At 37.4% G+C, this 16,582-nt stretch carries 16 protein-coding genes; 14 read left to right on the plus strand and 2 right to left on the minus strand.

Annotated features, from left to right (window positions below):
• Positions 1–466: 466 nt before the first annotated feature.
• Positions 467–1,717, minus strand: coding sequence for a hypothetical protein (locus AC1DU2_RS14360; protein ID WP_477385047.1), 1,251 nt, complete (start codon positions 1,715–1,717; stop codon positions 467–469).
• 369 nt (positions 1,718–2,086) lie between these two features.
• Between AC1DU2_RS14360 and AC1DU2_RS14365 the strand changes: the two genes are divergently transcribed.
• The 6 genes from AC1DU2_RS14365 (at position 2,087) to AC1DU2_RS14390 (ending at position 9,896) form a co-directional block, all read left to right on the plus strand.
• Positions 2,087–3,805 carry a type I restriction-modification system subunit M gene (locus AC1DU2_RS14365; protein ID WP_477385048.1) on the plus strand — a complete coding sequence of 573 codons (1,719 nt, stop codon included), beginning with the start codon at positions 2,087–2,089 and terminating at the stop codon, positions 3,803–3,805.
• Positions 3,805–5,076 carry a restriction endonuclease subunit S gene (locus tag AC1DU2_RS14370; protein WP_477385049.1) on the plus strand — a complete coding sequence of 424 codons (1,272 nt, stop codon included), beginning with the start codon at positions 3,805–3,807 and terminating at the stop codon, positions 5,074–5,076. Before AC1DU2_RS14365 ends, AC1DU2_RS14370 begins: the two co-directional genes overlap by 1 nt.
• Position 5,077: 1 nt before the next feature.
• Positions 5,078–8,092, plus strand: coding sequence for a type I restriction endonuclease subunit R (locus AC1DU2_RS14375; protein WP_477385050.1), 3,015 nt, complete (start codon positions 5,078–5,080; stop codon positions 8,090–8,092).
• On the plus strand, positions 8,092–8,571 hold the full coding sequence (locus AC1DU2_RS14380) for a hypothetical protein (RefSeq protein WP_477385051.1): 480 nt from the start codon (positions 8,092–8,094) through the stop codon (positions 8,569–8,571). The genes AC1DU2_RS14375 and AC1DU2_RS14380 overlap by 1 nt, the downstream gene beginning before the upstream one ends.
• A 129-nt stretch (positions 8,572–8,700) precedes the next feature.
• Positions 8,701–9,363 (plus strand): PDDEXK-like family protein, encoded by a 663-nt coding sequence (locus AC1DU2_RS14385; RefSeq protein WP_477385052.1) that lies wholly within the window; start codon positions 8,701–8,703, stop codon positions 9,361–9,363.
• On the plus strand, positions 9,360–9,896 hold the full coding sequence (locus tag AC1DU2_RS14390) for a hypothetical protein (protein ID WP_477385053.1): 537 nt from the start codon (positions 9,360–9,362) through the stop codon (positions 9,894–9,896). Before AC1DU2_RS14385 ends, AC1DU2_RS14390 begins: the two co-directional genes overlap by 4 nt.
• Here AC1DU2_RS14390 and AC1DU2_RS14395 read toward each other — a convergent pair.
• Positions 9,883–10,110, minus strand: a complete 228-nt coding sequence (locus tag AC1DU2_RS14395) for a helix-turn-helix domain-containing protein (protein WP_477385054.1) — start codon at positions 10,108–10,110, stop codon at positions 9,883–9,885. The genes AC1DU2_RS14390 and AC1DU2_RS14395 overlap by 14 nt on opposite strands.
• 580 nt (positions 10,111–10,690) lie before the next feature.
• On the opposite strand from AC1DU2_RS14395, the gene AC1DU2_RS14400 reads away from it, so the two are divergent.
• The 8 genes from AC1DU2_RS14400 (at position 10,691) to AC1DU2_RS14435 (ending at position 16,581) form a co-directional block, all read left to right on the plus strand.
• A complete protein-coding gene (locus tag AC1DU2_RS14400) occupies positions 10,691–11,290 on the plus strand; it encodes a hypothetical protein (protein ID WP_477385055.1) in 600 nt (199 codons plus the stop codon).
• A complete protein-coding gene (locus AC1DU2_RS14405) occupies positions 11,290–11,637 on the plus strand; it encodes a hypothetical protein (RefSeq protein ID WP_477385056.1) in 348 nt (115 codons plus the stop codon). Before AC1DU2_RS14400 ends, AC1DU2_RS14405 begins: the two co-directional genes overlap by 1 nt.
• Positions 11,638–11,908: 271 nt before the next feature.
• Entirely contained in the window at positions 11,909–12,664 is a 756-nt protein-coding gene (locus AC1DU2_RS14410; RefSeq protein WP_477385057.1) for an N-formylglutamate amidohydrolase, read from the plus strand.
• A 330-nt stretch (positions 12,665–12,994) separates the two neighbouring features.
• The gene (locus AC1DU2_RS14415; RefSeq protein ID WP_477385058.1) at positions 12,995–13,783 is read left to right on the plus strand and encodes an HNH endonuclease; all 789 of its coding nucleotides are present in this window, start codon (positions 12,995–12,997) and stop codon (positions 13,781–13,783) included.
• Between the two features lie 177 nt (positions 13,784–13,960).
• The gene (locus tag AC1DU2_RS14420) at positions 13,961–14,857 is read left to right on the plus strand and encodes an STM4504/CBY_0614 family protein (protein ID WP_477385059.1); all 897 of its coding nucleotides are present in this window, start codon (positions 13,961–13,963) and stop codon (positions 14,855–14,857) included.
• 96 nt (positions 14,858–14,953) lie between these two features.
• On the plus strand, positions 14,954–15,298 hold the full coding sequence (locus AC1DU2_RS14425; RefSeq protein WP_477385060.1) for a nucleotide pyrophosphohydrolase: 345 nt from the start codon (positions 14,954–14,956) through the stop codon (positions 15,296–15,298).
• Positions 15,285–15,869 carry a hypothetical protein gene (locus AC1DU2_RS14430; RefSeq protein ID WP_477385061.1) on the plus strand — a complete coding sequence of 195 codons (585 nt, stop codon included), beginning with the start codon at positions 15,285–15,287 and terminating at the stop codon, positions 15,867–15,869. The genes AC1DU2_RS14425 and AC1DU2_RS14430 overlap by 14 nt, the downstream gene beginning before the upstream one ends.
• Positions 15,853–16,581, plus strand: coding sequence for a class I SAM-dependent methyltransferase (locus tag AC1DU2_RS14435; protein ID WP_477385062.1), 729 nt, complete (start codon positions 15,853–15,855; stop codon positions 16,579–16,581). Before AC1DU2_RS14430 ends, AC1DU2_RS14435 begins: the two co-directional genes overlap by 17 nt.
• Position 16,582 lies beyond the last annotated feature (1 nt).

Genomic DNA, 16,582 nt, shown 5'->3' on the forward strand with positions numbered 1-16,582 from the left:
ATTATCAACTTTTTAGGTGGATTATTTATTTTTAATGTACTGCTGCCGGTAACTTAAATTATTGACAAATTTGTTGATAAAATTAACAAGGTGTAGGTCTGACACTTTCTTTTCGAAGCATCTATTATAATGTAATTCATCCACGGTAATAAACACGTTTACATACCCATCGCCTCTAAGAGGGTTTAAGTACTCTGTAAAGACCTTAATTAAGGTGTCATCCTTATATAGTATGTACGACATCGTACTTTGCTGTAACTCTTTCAATGTTGTATTAAATAGTGTTTTTTTCATGATGTATGTTTTAAGTCATGGGGGAGCCCCCCCACCGTATCCCCCTACTCCCCCCTCTATCCGGGCCGGGGGGGAGTGTTAGCGGGATGGTGTCAAAATTTTTTTTGGAATTTTTTTGGAATTTTTGAAGTCCCTTTAATCGATGGTTATAGATTTATCGAAGGCGGCAATATTAAGATGCTATTTTATACTCCTCAACTCCTTCAATTTTAAAGGTTGGATTTAATCCATGTTTTAAAAGCGCTGTTCTTAGGAGCTCTTCCGCAAGATACAAGTCATCAACATTTGATATGACAATTGAATCGTGTATAGAGAGCGCAGTTATCTTGCGTTTATAAAGTTCTGCCAATACCTCGTCAATGAAAATTTGAGCCTCAAACTTTTGTAAGTTGATTGCAAATAATCTGTAGTCCTCGCATTTAAGACTGTTTATTGCATCCCATACATTAGGGAAGTCATCTATGAAGCTTGTTTTAAGCTTAGAATTCCAAGACCTTTTTTTTGAGTACCATATTTGTTTGAAGAATTGCTCTTTAAAAGCTTCACGCTTTATGTGTCCTAAATCTTCAATGCCTGCATTAAAAGCGACGTGTTCATAGAAGCAACCTGTTTCCGCCAATTCTTTAAACATTAGTATATCATCAGGAATAATGCAGAGCTCCCCATGTTTCCTTTGATACTCTTTAATGATGAGTGGTACACTCAGTAATATTTGAGCGTTTTTCAAATCAATTTGTACCAACGGCCTGCCTTCTAACAAAAGATACTTTCTCAAATGACTCGGCATACTGGTAATAGTGGAGTAAATGCGTCTGGTGCTTTCAGCTCTGCGGCAATATCTATCACCAACATATAATGATGCTAAATAAAAGTCTTTAGGGTTGATAGCGGAATAGTTGACTTCTCGTATAATAGGAAGGTCGGGGTATTTGCCTGCTAAGTATTTCTTGCCTTGTCTGCTGACCGTTAACTTGTCATATATTATACCTTCTTGAATTGTGGTGATTCCACACTTAAAGTTTCGTCTTTTATGAAATAGATTTATCTTCTTAACCAGTCTTGACTCACTGTCAGTAATGCGATTAAAATCAATCTGCTTATCCTCCATATCAGGGTGAAGCTTGTAAAGTGAACTACTTCGGCCATTGGAGTAATTCTTTACTTTAACTATAACTTTTCTGGTCACAAACCATCTTAATATCCGACTAACTTTTGAAGGTTTTAACATCAAAATCTCTTCAAGCACAGGATAGTACATAGGTACACCTAAATCATAATCGTCAGCATCAAAAAGCTTACAGCGATTGATGTAATGTAATACATAGAAGTACTTTTGGTACAGCGGTTCAGAGATACGCCCGGTTGGTGTGCGGACTTCGTTGAGGATTTTAAAATAAACCTCGTTTTGTAGTATAAAATTCATTTTCACTTTTCTTGCCCCACGACTACATTATTCGTGAGGTAGAATCATGGGCTATCTACAACCGAATTTTTAATTTAACCTGATTTTTCATTACTCTGCGCATAGTCGAAAATTCATTGTTTATGGTTTATTTTAAAAGTAAACCACTTGTGCAAACATAGTGCAGGTTTGAAAGAATGCAAGTTTTATTTTAAGATTACTGTTATTGTAATCATTTTTTATACTCACTATTTTTGCTATTTACACTGGTTTTACTACTAAGCAAACATAGTCCAGTTCGTCCAAAATGCAAGTCCTAACGTTAAATAAATCCCTTATTTTGCAATTATTCTGTACTTTTAAAAGAACTTAGCCTTTTCAACGAACTACATGAAGAATTTTAGAGAAACCGCAAACTTTATCTGGTCAATTGCAGACCTACTGCGGGGCGATTATAAGCAGAGCGATTACGGTAAAGTTATACTGCCGCTCACGGTGCTGAGGCGGTTAGATTGCGTTTTAGAGACTACAAAGGTAGATGTACTTAAAAAGCACGAGCAGGCCAAAACCATGAACATCCAGAACATTGACCCAATTCTCAATAAGGTTGCCGGGTACAATTTTCACAACCGCAGCCAATTTACATTTGATAAACTGATAGCTGACCCCAACAACGTTGCTGCCAACCTGATAGAGTACATCAACGGCTTCTCTGCTGATGCCCGTGAGATTATAGAGCAGTTTGAGTTTGAGAATCAGATAACCCGGATGGATAACAATAACCTACTGTTTATGGTGGTTAAGCGGTTTCAAGAGATTGACCTGCATCCCAATAAGGTAAGCAGCATGGAAATGGGTTACTTGTTTGAAGAGCTGATACGCAAATTTGCGGAAATCTCCAACGAGACCGCAGGGGAGCACTTTACCCCTCGTGAGGTAATCAGATTAATGATAAATCTGCTCTTTTTAAATGACCGGGACATCCTTACTCAAAAAGGTATAGTTAAGACCATATATGATTGCTGCGCCGGGACAGGCGGTATGTTAAGCGTAGCGGAAGAGTACTTGCATGAATTAAATCCTGACGCACGATTAGAGGTATTTGGTCAGGAACTTAACCCGGAATCGTATGCCATCTGTAAATCGGATATGCTGATTAAGGGTCAAAATCCAGTAAATATTAAAAAGGGAAATAGTATCTCAGAAGACCACTTGCCCAACGAGAAATTTGATTACCTGATTACCAACCCACCGTTTGGTGTGAAGTGGGAGAAGATAGGTAAGAAGGTAAAAGCGGAGCATGACGAAAAAGGATTTGGCGGTAGGTTCGGTGCCGGGCTACCATCAACGGGTGATGGTTCTTTTCTATTCCTGATGTCACTTATATCTAAAATGAAGGCAGAGGGTTCCCGACTGGCGATAGTATTCAATGGTTCGCCGTTATTCTCAGGTAGCCCAAGCGGCACTAAAAATGAATCCAGCATTAGGCAGTGGATAATAGAAAATGACCTCTTAGAGGCTATTATAGCGTTGCCTAATCAATTATTTTACAATACTGGCATAAGTACTTATATCTGGATATTATCCAACCACAAGCCAGTTATTAGAAGGGGCAAGGTTCAGCTTATTAATGCGGTAGACTTCTATAAGAAAATGAGTAAGTCACTTGGTGATAAACGTAATGAATTAAGCGCTGACCATATCGCCGAAATCACCAGAGCGTACGGCGAGTTTTCCTCGTCTGAAATTAGTAAGATTTTCGATAATCGGGATTTTGGTTATGCAAAAGTTACGGTAGAACGGCCTGAGCGGGACGCAAAGGGCAATATTAAAACAGACAAAAACGGTAAACCCAAAGCCGATAGCAGCTTACGGGATACAGAAAGTGTACCGCTAAAAGATAATATAGCTAACTACATAGCTAAAGAGGTATTGCCTCATGTTCCAGATGCTTGGGTTGATGAAAGCAAAACACGGATTGGGTATGAAATAAACTTTACCAAATATTTCTATAAATATAAACCTTTACGTTCTCTGAATGATATAAGGAAAGATATACTTGCCTTAGAGCAGGAGACTATGGGATTAATAAAGGAGGTAATTTCCTAATGACCGTGTACAAAAATTATAAAGAGTCAGGTATAGAGCAATTGGGGAAAATACCAACTCATTGGCAAGTTAAGAAGTTAAAAAGACTTGCCAAAATATGCGGCGGAGAAGACCAAAAAGACGTAGTTGATGATGACGGTATTTTTCCTATCTACGGCAGCGGTGGTATATTTGGAAAAGCCAATAAATTTTTACATTCTGGTCCTTCGGTGCTATTGGGTCGAAAAGGAACTATTGACAAACCCCAATATGTACACACCCCGTTTTGGTCAGTTGATACCGCATTTTATACTGATATTTTTCCAGACACTAATCCGAGATACTTCTATTATTTATGCACAACAATAAACTTTGAATTATATAAATATGGGTCGGCAGTACCAAGCATGTCGAGAGAAACCCTCAATCAAATTTCTTTTGTGTGTCCAAGTCTTACAGAACAAACCGCATTGGCGGATTACCTCGATAACAAAACCTCCCAAATTGATAAACTCATTATCGATAAAGAAAAGCTTATTCACCTTTTAAGTGAAGAACGCACAGCTTTAATAAATCAATCTGTAACAAAGGGATTAAATCCTGATTTACCAGTAGTTGATAGCGGTGTCGATTGGTTGGGCGAAATACCAACACATTGGGAAGTGAAAAAATTGAAATACTTAGTTAAAGAACCCCTAAAGTATGGAGCCAATGAGCCCGCAGACGGAGACAATCCAGAAAACCCGAGATATATCAGAATTACCGACTTCGGGAACGATGGGAAATTAAGGAATGACACCTTCAAGTCTTTGCCAAACGATATTGCAAAAGAATATTTGTTAAAAGATGGTGATATTCTTTTTGCAAGAAGTGGCGCAACTGTCGGTAAAACTTTTCAATTTAAAGATTACGAAGGTACAGCCTGCTTTGCGGGATATTTAATCAAAGCAGAAGCAAACGAAGATGTTATTCTTTCAGATTTTTTGTACCTTTTTACAAAATCAGGAAATTACGAAAATTGGAAAGATTCTATCTTCCAACAGGCTACTATTCAAAATATCGGCGCAGACAAATACAACCAACTGAAAATAGCTATCCCTGCGCCAGATGAACAGCGGCAAATTCTTAACGTGGTTAATGCAGAAATATTTAAGATTCAATCGACTATAGAAACTGTCCATAAAGAAATTGAATATTTAAGAGAATACAAAATTGCATTAATATCAGAAGTAGTAACGGGGAAGATTGATGTACGGGACGAGGTGATATCAGAATCATTAGCAACGGCGTAATATGGCAAACGGGATACATACAGAACAAACCTTTGAGGCGGCAATTGAGCAATCGTTACTTACAGATGGAGGGTACATAAAAGGTCGTTCCGAAGATTTTGACACAAATTTAGGTTTGTTCCCTGACTATGTTTCAGATTTTTTAAAAGCCTCTCAGCCTAAAGAATGGCTTAAAATTGAATCTATTCATAAGTCAGAAGTTGAAAAGAAGGTCATACAGCGTCTCTTAAAAGAATTGGATTTGCGAGGTACGCTTGACGTTGTTCGCAACGGCTTTACTGATTATGGTGTAAAGTTCAAGATGGGGTATTTCAAGCCTGAATCATCTTTAAACCCAACCGCAGATATACTTTATCAGACCAATCATCTATCTGTTACACGGCAGCTTTTTTATGAGCGCAAAAGTAATAATTCCATTGACTTGGTATTATCTCTTAATGGATTGCCAATCGCCACCATAGAGCTTAAAAATCAGTTTACCGGGCAGGATATTAATCATGCTAAGAAGCAGTATGTTTATGACCGTGAGCCTTCTGAGCCGATATTTCAGTTTAAAAAGCGTTCATTGGTACACTTTGCTGTTGATACTGATGAATGTTACATGACCACTAAGTTGGATGGCAAACACACCCGGTACCTGCCATTTAATTTAGGCTGTAACAACGGAGCAGGAAACCCGGCCAACTTTAATGGGTATCGTACCGCTTACTTATGGGAGTATGTTTGGGCTAAGGATAGCTTCATGGATATTATAGGCAAGTTTCTCCACCTGAGTTCAGAGGAGTTTGAGTTCAACGGAATCACTAAAATAAAGGAAACAATTGTGTTCCCCCGATACCATCAAATGGATGTGGTGCGAGAGGTCAGCAAAAACGCCCGTGCTGTTGGCGCAGGACATAACTATTTGATTCAACATAGTGCCGGGTCTGGTAAATCTAACTCGATAGCTTGGTTGGCCTACCGCTTATCGAGTTTACACGATGCCGGTAACAATCGTATTTTCGATTCGGTTATTGTTATTACTGACAGAACCGTTTTGGATAACCAGTTACAAAATACCATTTACCAGTTTGAACATAAACAGGGGGTGGTCCAGAAAATCGATAAAGACTCGCAGCAATTGGCGGATGCTATTACCGCAGGGTCAAACATCATTATCACCACACTGCAAAAATTCCCTTTCATTTTAGACAAGGTGGGCGAACTGGCTAATAAGAAATATGCCGTAATAATTGATGAAGCGCACTCCTCTCAGGGCGGCGAAGCAACTAAGAAAATGAAGGAGGTTTTGGCAGCTAAGTCATTGGAGGAAGCAGAGCAGGATGAAAATTTTTCAGGTTTAGATGAAGATGCAGAAGATGAAATCAGGAAGTCCATGCAAGCAAGGGGCAAGCAGACAAATTTAAGTTTCTTTGCCTTTACTGCTACGCCAAAAGCAAAAACTGTAGAGGTATTTGGTACTCCTGATGTCAACGGGAAGCCAAAGCCATTTCATCTGTATTCAATGCGTCAGGCAATTGAAGAAGGCTTTATTTTAGATGTACTGAGCAACTACACCACTTACAAAACCTTCTTTAAGCTATCTAAAGAAATTGAAGATGACCCGGATGTAAACAAGAAGCAAGCAGCGAGAGCCATCGCACGTTTTCTGTCGTTACACCCACACAACCTTGCTCAAAAGACAGAGGTAATGGTTGAGCATTTCCGGCAGGTGGTATCTAAGAAAATTGGAGGTAAAGCGAAGGCAATGGTTGTCACCAGTTCCCGCCTCCACGCAGTTCGCTACAAAGAAGAGTTTGATAAGTACATTATTAAGCAAGGGTATAAGGATATAAAAACTATTGTGGCGTTCTCTGGTAAAGTGATTTATGACTTATATCCAGAAGGTGTTACTGAGGTAGAGCTTAACGGCTTTAAAGAAAAAGAGTTGCCAAAGAAATTCAATACCGATGAGTACCAACTACTTTTGGTTGCTGATAAATATCAAACTGGATTTGACCAGCCTTTGTTGCATACTATGTACGTGGATAAGAAGTTATCAGGCGTTAAGGCAGTGCAGACGCTCTCCCGGCTAAACAGGATGTGCGCAGGCAAAGACGATACTTTTGTACTGGATTTTGCCAATGAGACCGAAGATATTTTAAATTCGTTCCAGCCGTACTATGAGTTGACCACCGTTGAAACCACAACAGACCCTAATCATTTGTACGATTTAGAAACTGAAATTAGGAAAGCCCGGATAATATGGGATACTGAGATTGACAACTTCTGTAATGTGTTTTTTAAGTCCGCTAAGGCATTATCTGTATCCGAGCAGGGAAAGCTAAACGCATACATTGACCCCGCTGTAGACCGCTATAAACAGCTCCCTATAGAGAATACAAAAGATGATGTAATCAATACCGAATCAACACAGGAGGGATTCAAAAATTCATTACAGTCTTTCGTTCGGCTATATTCATTTCTTACTCAAATCATGCCGTTTTCAGATGTGAATTTAGAGAAGCTATACACTTATGGTAAATTCTTGCTGAGGAAGTTACCACGTAACGCCAATGACCGCTTCCAGTTAGGTGACGAGGTTTCATTAGAGTACTATCGACTGCAAAAAATAAGCGAAACCAATATTTTGATGGAGCCTCAGGGCGAGTATGGTTTAGATGGCCAGAACGAGGCAGGTATCCGCATGAACAAAGAAGAGCGGGCTGCGCTATCGGAAATTATAGAGGTACTCAACAAACGCTTTTCCACCGAATTTAACGACGCTGACAAGCTCTTTTTTGACCAGATTGAAGCTGAGTTAGTCGCTGATGCGAAGCTCAGCCAGCAAGCTAAAAGTAACACCATAGAGAACTTTAAATTTGGCTTTGATGACATCTTTATGGATAAGCTCATCTCCCGGATGGAGCAAAATCAGGATATATTTTCCAAGATGATGGATGATAAAGAATTCGGGGGACTGGTAAAGAATTATATGTTGAAGAAGGTTTACAATAGCTTAAATCAAAATGTTTGATGGAAGAAATCATAGTTAACTTTTGGATTTACGTTGATATAGGCACAGATACAGCATACAATTGGTCGGGCAAAATGTATTGTACCATTGGTACAGATGATGAAAAATTAAAGCTTTTGGTTGCCCTATCTGAGAGCGATTATAAGACCGTGAAACGCAGAAATCTATCCGAGAAATTGTCCATCAACGTTAACGGTGAAACTATGACAGGCAAACTTCCAGCCTCTTTTATTGATGATTATTTTGATAGTGATGCCAATTGGTTTTGTGTTGAATTAGAAAATGACTTGCCAGATATTGTTGCTTTTGGGAACCAATCTAAAACAAACCATCTCTTCAAGCAGAAGCTTCCGACTACGCCATTGTATGTATTGACTATTTTAATGGAAAACGAAAATGGCGAAGTCCGACCAGTGACAACTGACGCAAATAAGGATTGGATTAAGTCTGAAAGACTGAGATTAAAAGGCTTAGATTAAAGCAGATTCGTAAGAACCAGTTATTACAACGGCAATTTGTTTTGTAATTAATTTTACTTTTTGACCCGTGATAAATAGTAGATTAGGTTTTGTCTTATCTTATCACGGGACAAAACACAATAAAAACAGATGAACTTAACTCAACAAGTGGAGTCCTATTACAGTGACGTAAACCAGCAGCTTACATTATTAAAGAAATATAATTCCCAGAGCCAGCTCTATCTATCAACAGACTTCAATGTATTTGATTACATCCGGCCAGATGAAAATACTTTATCTGACATAATTGCTGACCTATTAAAACCGAGCGGCAATCATGGTCAGGGAAACATCTTCTTACTGGAATTTCTTAAATTTATAGAGATAACTAATACGGAAAAGCTAAATATTATTACCCCATTCATTTACCGTGAAGCAAGTACTTCCTTAATAAAGCATACCCAAAAGCGTATAGATATTTTAATTGATTTGAATAAGTATGGTATCGTTATCGAAAATAAACCATGGGCATCTGACCAAACCGAGCAGATATCTGATTATAGAGATTATATGTACCAACGCTATCATGATAATTTTTTAATAATTTACTTATCTAAAACGAGCGCCACTCCCCAAGAGCATAGTATATCGGCTGCCGACTTAAATAAATTAATGGAGCAAGGCCAGTATCTAAACATCCTGTTTTCGCATGGACTAAGTAACTGGCTGCAAACCTGCCATAGTCTTTGCCAGTCTGATAAGTACAGATGGTTCTTACGTGACCTTATTAATTATATTAAATACAATTTATGAACGAGGACTTTGATGAGCTTGTAATTACTCAGGCTGTAAAAAACAATGGAAATTTAGAGGTTGCTTTTAAAACCCACCAATTATGGCAGGACATTCTTAATCGGCTTGTGTCTGTTTTTTTTAAAGAATTAAATATGCGGTTGTTATCGACATTGCCAAGCTTCGGTGGAGGATGGATTATTGAGCTTAACGAGCCTGCGAATATGAAAACGGCCATGAATATTCATTTATCTAATTCTGACTGGAAAAATATAATTTTTGGTATCGGGGATTACGATGGTGATAGAGTACATTTCTTTATCAAAAGTGAAGCAGAAAATAGAATGGAGCTGTACCAATACGTTGCTGATAAAATAAATGGCAAAACCAATTTAGATATTTGGTATCAAAAAACTTTAATGCCTTACAACACTTGGGATTCAACTATCGAAGGTATTATGGCTGTTTACCAATCAGAGCAATTTGTTGATTACTGTATTAGTAAATTATCTGAACTTGCTACGTATATCAATGAATATCTTAATCCTTCTTAATTGTCAATAAAAGAAATTCGACATTTACCTCTAATCCTTTCGCTATTTCGTATAAATAATATATAGAGGGGTTTATTTTGCCCATCTCTAACCTCTGAATAGATTGCTGGTCTTTATCAATTGAATGAGCAAGCTCTTTCTGAGTAATGCCTTTTGTCTCCCGGATTTGACGGATGCGCTCACCAAGGTTTTTAAGGAATTCTTCTTTCTCCATTGGAGTATAATGGTAGCACTACCTCCAAGTTTATCGCACAACGGATTCGTTGTATTTGGATTTTTTTTCCTACCTTAGATTTTAGATAAACCACTATTCTTATCCATGAAATCATTTTTAGTAAGATTCTACCTTGTTCCGAGCGGTGCGTTGGAAGTAGTAATTCAGGCAAAAAACAGCGGCGAGGCGGAGCGCATAGTCAAGGCACAATACGGCAGTAAGTTCAAGTCAATAGCATCAACCAGAGAGATTTAACCTAAAAATCCAATAAGTTAAATGTTGGCATTTATTATTATTTCAGTTGCTGCGCTCTTAGTGGCGTTTAAAGCCTTAGCGAGCAAATCTAAACCTGAATTCACAGAGTGGGAGCATCATAGGGACACCACACCTTTAGTGACCGCACTGCCAAACGGTGAGGGGGTATTTCAAAACCAGTCCCATTGGGTGCGCTTCAATAACAGAACGCAAACTTGGGAGACTAAGCTGGTTATTGACCCCATACAAAGACCGTTCAGCGAGGCTACGTCTCTGAGCGACGTTTACAACCTAAGTTTTAGATAACGCTTCCTTTAAACTACACATGGCTTTAATCTCAGATTACGACGGTATTAAGCCGTCTATTATTACTTATCAACCTTATCAACAAACTGTAGATACCATAAGTACACTAATCCTCCTCTATCCGTTGTTTGAAGAGGTATTTACGAAGGACGGCCTTGAAATACATTTTTATAAAAAATCTCTATGGAGCAAAAAGCAGAAAGGATTTTTAAAACTTGAATATCTGCCGGGGGTACACACGGACACTACGATTAAACTGGACGAGAGTGGCAATCCATATCCACCTTACGTTGATTTGCTTTTCGGCATGGCGTACTGGTCGGAGGATGTTTCAGCCAATTGGACTGAGCAGTCACGTATCTTATCAATCAGTTCACCCCCTAAGCAAATATTGAGTTATGGTTTGCTTATCGAAAATATTAAGGTAGCCAAAAGGGCTATACTTCAATTGAAATTAGAGAAGATGGACGAGAGCGGCAGCCCATTGATGTGGGACAGTGCGTCTATGGCACAAATGCAGTACCACAGTAATAACATGGAGCTATTAGACAAGGTAAAAAGCAAGTTTGATTTTTTCAACAAGTTTCTACAACTCTCAGAATACCAACCTTCAAATTAATGAGTGATAACCAATATAACAATTTCAAAACTGGGGTCAAGAATGACATCCGTGGCGCAGCATACGGTTTGTTTGCCGGGGTTGGATTGTTTCTATTGATATTTACATTGGCCGGGGTGGTGACTTACTTTTGTTTGAAAACTAACCACTACAGCACAGGAATCAAAGCCACGGTGGGTATAGGTGCGCTATTATTAATAGTACTCATGCTTACCTTCCGACAATTTGGGAACTTTATTTACCTGCTCTGGTTGAAGTTGTTATTGTGGTTGTTTATCTTGCTTTGCGCTTCGTTTGTAGGTTTTGTGTTTTACTGCATCTGGTATATCCTCAAAGACTATTTTTGATAGCGCATCTTATCAGAGCCGCTATAACACAGGAGATATAAGCTTAAAATGACGTGTACCATAACCCAATTTATATGCACTTTATGGGGCTTAAACTCTCCCTATTGTTCCAAGAGGCTGCCCGCCAGGGCTTACATTATTCTCAATTAGATATAAATTTCTGAATAATTGCCCTGTATTTAGGCTGATAATTTAATATTCGCTAAAAATTGGGGTTGAAGCGACAAATGATACTATTTCAGATTTGAAAACTTTTCAAAATACTTAAAGTATGACTAAGAAATTAATATTACATATTCCTCACTCTGCCGATGGTATCCCCGATAAAACTGGCTACGTTGTGAGTGATGCCGTTTTAAATGACGAGATATTATTGCTCACAGATTGGTTTACCGACGACCTGTTTTCTACCTCTGATTCAGTGCGTGTCGTAGCCAATTTCAATAGGGTATTTTGTGATGTTGAACGATTCGCTGACGATGACAAAGAAGTCATGTCTACCGTTGGTATGGGGCTGACCTACTCGCACTCTGATGATGGTAGTAAACTCCGCAACGTGTCAGATGAATTAAAAAACAACATATTGGATAAGTACTACCATCCCCACCATCAAAAGCTAAGTGCCGCAGTCGCCGAACAGTTATCAAGCAATGGCCGGGCATTAATAGTTGATTGCCATTCTTTCACCAGCAAACCGTTTAGAAGAGATTTAAACCAAGAAACGCCTCGCCCTGATATTTGTATTGGTACAGATAGTTTCCATACACCACGTGGGTTATATAAGCGTTCTGCGGTTTATTTTAAATGGCACGGCTATTCGGTGAAAGTAAACAGTCCCTACTCAGGGACAATAGTGCCAGTGGAATATTACCAGAAAGATAAAAAAGTGCACTCTATTATGATTGAAGTAAACCGAGACTTGTATTTGAAAAGCGGCTACAATCAAAAAAGTGACGGTTATAATAAAATTAAGTCAGTGATAGGAAACTATTTACATAGAATAGTCACTTGGGACGATAAACTATAATTATCAACTATTTGACGAAAGCTTTTCTAAGCCAGACAAAGACATACGAGAGGGTTTAACAAAGCTCCATCGATGCAATATCAATTGCCGCTCTCGGAGGTTCAGCCTTATCTCTCATTCAATTGCTATTTAATCGATAAGGGTTTACTGCACTAAATCGAAGTGCACATCTGCGATTCGTTAAGGCACTAAATTGGCATACACTTAATCTATCAGAGTACACTATTTCTTAATACAAATGAAAGTGAATTAAACAGTGCATAAGTTTAGTTGGACGAACGCTATTATTTTTGTCCTTTTAGCAACTTTAACATAATAGCAACATTAATAATGAAAATTCCCTTAAACCTAATACCAGATATATATAATGTATCAAAGCAAGTAAATGCAGGCGTTCTTCGAAGTGTAGAAGGAGTTAGACTAATGAATGATAAAGGTCTCAATAAAAACTCAGCAACAGATTATATCTATGGGTTTAAGGCATTGATTGAAGGAAAGCTATTTACACGAACTCTTAACGCAGCATCAATGGAGTTTTTCATGGATAATATTTATAAAGATTTTGGTCTGCGGACGTTAAATAATGCTTTAATTGCTCTGGAATTACATATAGAATATTTTGAAAATGCTCAAAAATCCATTGCACATAGCATGCGAAAGATATTTACGAAGTATTCGAGATTATTTCCGAACATCTCGATAGATGATATTGAACAGAATGAAATAAATAAACACATATTAACAACGAAATCCAGAGAAGAAGTATTGAATGAACTGAAAAGTCTAAAGGTCACAGACCCGGAAATCGTTATAATAAACCACATAGCCTACAAAAGGGATAATAGAACTATAGCACAAATCAAGTTTCTTCGTGAATATAAATGTCAAATTTGCAACACGAGGATTTTAAAGCGAGATGGAAGTTATTATGTTGAAGCTGCACATATTATTGCAAAGCACAAAAAAGGAAGGGAAACACCGGATAATATTATACTCCTTTGCCCTAATCATCATAAAGAATTTGACTTGGGAAATAACGAGATAATTTTTTCAAGTAAAGATTTGGTAATGTTTATAATGAATGACAAACGTTATGAAGTTAATTTAAAGCTAGTGTGAAAGTTGTTTGGCATGCCATTTAGACCTAATTTAATATAATCCTGAAACAGCCAGACTGTCCGCCATTGAACGTTACTTTGAGTTTCGAAATCTTAATCCCCTAAGCATATCTTTTCAGAAACTGGTTGTATCGGAGATAACCACAAATAAATTGTAATTTTATTAAAAGAAAATACAATGGCAATAGAAGACTTATATTCAACAAGAAACAAACCCATACCTGATGTTTTTAATTATACTGAATTACCTCTAAAGCTTAAAAATCAAATTGTACATATATGGTCAAGGTTTTTTAATAAACTAAATGATGACGATAAGGATAAGCTATGGGAAATTATGGAAAATAAAATCGCAGAAGCTCATGGTGAAACAACCCTCTTGGAAGGCGGTCTCATGCGATATCGAGAAAGCTACAAAGTAGAGCATTACTTAGTTAATAACGAGGATATTGAAAAGTGCTTGGACGTAATTGAAATTGTCTTTAGAATGATTAAGAGAGCGGGGGCACACTTTCATCTAAATTCTATTAGCAATGAATGTGAAATAGACTTAAACAAAAGGTTTCTGGAAAATGGCGTTGGCTTCCAGTTCATTCAAGAAAATATTATTAAGATTGATAATAACCTACTTCATGAAGAGGTTATCAAACCAGTATTACATTTGCTGACTGACAAAGCTTTTGAAAATGCAAATGAAGAGTACTTAAATGCCCATGCCCATTTTAGGCATAATAGAAATAAAGATTGTCTTAATGATTGTCTAAAAGCTTTTGAAACCACCATGAAAATCATCTGCACCAAAAACCAATGGCCATTTGATGAAAGAGATACTGCCAGTAAACTTATTAATAATCTGACATTACACAACTTCTTTCCCGATTACCACGGTACACAATTGAATGCGATTAAACAGGTGCTTGAAAGCGGTGCCCCAACTATTAGAAACAAAAATGGTGCACACGGCCAAGGTGTGGTTAAGGTTATAGTTGATAACAACTTGGCCAGCTATATGCTTAATATCACCGGGGCAGCGATTAAATTTCTAGTAGAGATGCAAACCGCCAACAATCAGTAAAACATAATTAGTACCTCACAAAAAATTTGACTGTTGGATGCTTTCAGCTGTAATATTATACTGGTTTAATATATTAACTTTGTTAAAGCAGGGTATATGAAAGAGATAGTAAAGAAAATTTTACAGTTTAGGGATGAAAGAAATTGGAAGCAATTTCACAATGTGAAGGATTTATTACTTGGACTTAATATTGAAGTTGGAGAGCTACAGGAATTATTTCTCTGGAAACATGATGAAGCCTTAACTGAGTCGGAGAGATTATCGGTACAAGGCGAACTTGCCGATATCTATATATTTTTAATTTATCTAAGTGATAAGTTGGACATTGACTTGGAAAATGCGACAGAAACTAAATTACAGATACACGAATCACATTATCCTAAAAAAGCATCTAAAAATAAAACAACCAAATATCCTTATCTTAAAAATGAAAGCCGTTAGTAACATTTCCTCTTTTGCCTCAATTATCAGTTTCCTTATTTTTTATATATCAGTAGATTCAAAACCGACGACTCTGCAATATATACTACTTGCCGTTTTTGGGGTCGCTTCTGTCGTACAAATCATTATCCTTATCGTCAATCATCGAAAAAATTATAAAAACGAGAAGGAAATTAACTCTTTCATGTTGGACTGGATTTCTAACATTGGCCGAATTGTGATTTTTACAAGGGATTTAAGTTGGGGCGGCGACCAAACAATTAAGAACAAATTGTGCAATAAAGCGATGAATGACGAACTAATCATTTGTGCACCGCAGAGGAATGAACTCATGAATGAGTTAGAAGCTCGGGGAGCGAAAATAATTACCTACCATGAATTAAATTATACACCCAACGCTCGTTTTACGATAATTCGATATGGTCGTGGTGACTCTAAGATAGCGATTGGGAAAACATACGGCACAGGAAAACATTATATATCAGAATTTGAGTCAGGTACGCATCCTGAATACCATTTAGCAGCGGACATGGTAAATATTTTAATGAAACTCCATGAAAATAGACAATAAGTTGAAAGAAATAGCTAAAGAATGGGATGCCATTGCTGTTGAGCGATTTAAACAATTAAACGATGCCCAAGACCAGTCTTATGAGAATATTTTAAAACCGAATCTGATAAAGCGACTTTTAAAATACAATTTAGAAAACGTCTTAGATGTTGGATGCGGTGTCGGTACGTTAACTAAAGAAATAGCAAAGTATGCAAAGGCGGTAACGGGAATAGATATAAGTGGTGAATCAATAAAAATTGCACAACAAGCAAATGGTGCAGGCAACGTAAATTATTTAACTGGCGCTATCGGTAACTTAAAGGCATCCAAACCATTTACTACCATATATGCGAATATGGTTTTCATGGATATGCCAGAAATAGATACGGCTATCAATAACCTGAAAAAAATAGCAGAGAACAAGTGTCACATTTTAATAACAATCACTCATCCTGCTTACTGGCCAATTTATTGGGAGTATTATACTCAACCAGCCTTTTCATATTTAAAGGAAACTGAGATTAAAACAGAATTTAAAACTCGATTCAAAAATTATCCGGGATTTGACACTCACCATTATCATCGACCTATAAACTATTATTTAAATAAGTTTTTAGAAGCAGGATATTCGTTGTCTGAGTTCGCCGAGTTGGAAGAAAATATGCCTGATAAATGGTATCCGAGATTTCTTTTATTCGACTTTGTAATGGATAACACTAATATTTTATAGT

It is taken from the genome of Mucilaginibacter sp. P4_C11, from assembly GCF_056402115.1.

Coding starts and splice junctions, on each gene's coding strand:
- AC1DU2_RS14395 (WP_477385054.1), bottom strand. CDS start 10,110: ATGGAGAAAGAAGAATTCCTTAAAAACCTTGGTGAGCGCATCCGTCAA.
- AC1DU2_RS14415 (WP_477385058.1), top strand. CDS start 12,995: ATGAAAATTCCCTTAAACCTAATACCAGATATATATAATGTATCAAAG.
- AC1DU2_RS14375 (WP_477385050.1), top strand. CDS start 5,078: ATGGCAAACGGGATACATACAGAACAAACCTTTGAGGCGGCAATTGAG.
- AC1DU2_RS14385 (WP_477385052.1), top strand. CDS start 8,701: ATGAACTTAACTCAACAAGTGGAGTCCTATTACAGTGACGTAAACCAG.
- AC1DU2_RS14390 (WP_477385053.1), top strand. CDS start 9,360: ATGAACGAGGACTTTGATGAGCTTGTAATTACTCAGGCTGTAAAAAAC.
- AC1DU2_RS14400 (WP_477385055.1), top strand. CDS start 10,691: ATGGCTTTAATCTCAGATTACGACGGTATTAAGCCGTCTATTATTACT.
- AC1DU2_RS14380 (WP_477385051.1), top strand. CDS start 8,092: ATGGAAGAAATCATAGTTAACTTTTGGATTTACGTTGATATAGGCACA.
- AC1DU2_RS14430 (WP_477385061.1), top strand. CDS start 15,285: ATGAAAGCCGTTAGTAACATTTCCTCTTTTGCCTCAATTATCAGTTTC.
- AC1DU2_RS14420 (WP_477385059.1), top strand. CDS start 13,961: ATGGCAATAGAAGACTTATATTCAACAAGAAACAAACCCATACCTGAT.
- AC1DU2_RS14405 (WP_477385056.1), top strand. CDS start 11,290: ATGAGTGATAACCAATATAACAATTTCAAAACTGGGGTCAAGAATGAC.
- AC1DU2_RS14410 (WP_477385057.1), top strand. CDS start 11,909: ATGACTAAGAAATTAATATTACATATTCCTCACTCTGCCGATGGTATC.
- AC1DU2_RS14370 (WP_477385049.1), top strand. CDS start 3,805: ATGACCGTGTACAAAAATTATAAAGAGTCAGGTATAGAGCAATTGGGG.
- AC1DU2_RS14365 (WP_477385048.1), top strand. CDS start 2,087: ATGAAGAATTTTAGAGAAACCGCAAACTTTATCTGGTCAATTGCAGAC.
- AC1DU2_RS14425 (WP_477385060.1), top strand. CDS start 14,954: ATGAAAGAGATAGTAAAGAAAATTTTACAGTTTAGGGATGAAAGAAAT.
- AC1DU2_RS14435 (WP_477385062.1), top strand. CDS start 15,853: ATGAAAATAGACAATAAGTTGAAAGAAATAGCTAAAGAATGGGATGCC.
- AC1DU2_RS14360 (WP_477385047.1), bottom strand. CDS start 1,717: ATGAATTTTATACTACAAAACGAGGTTTATTTTAAAATCCTCAACGAA.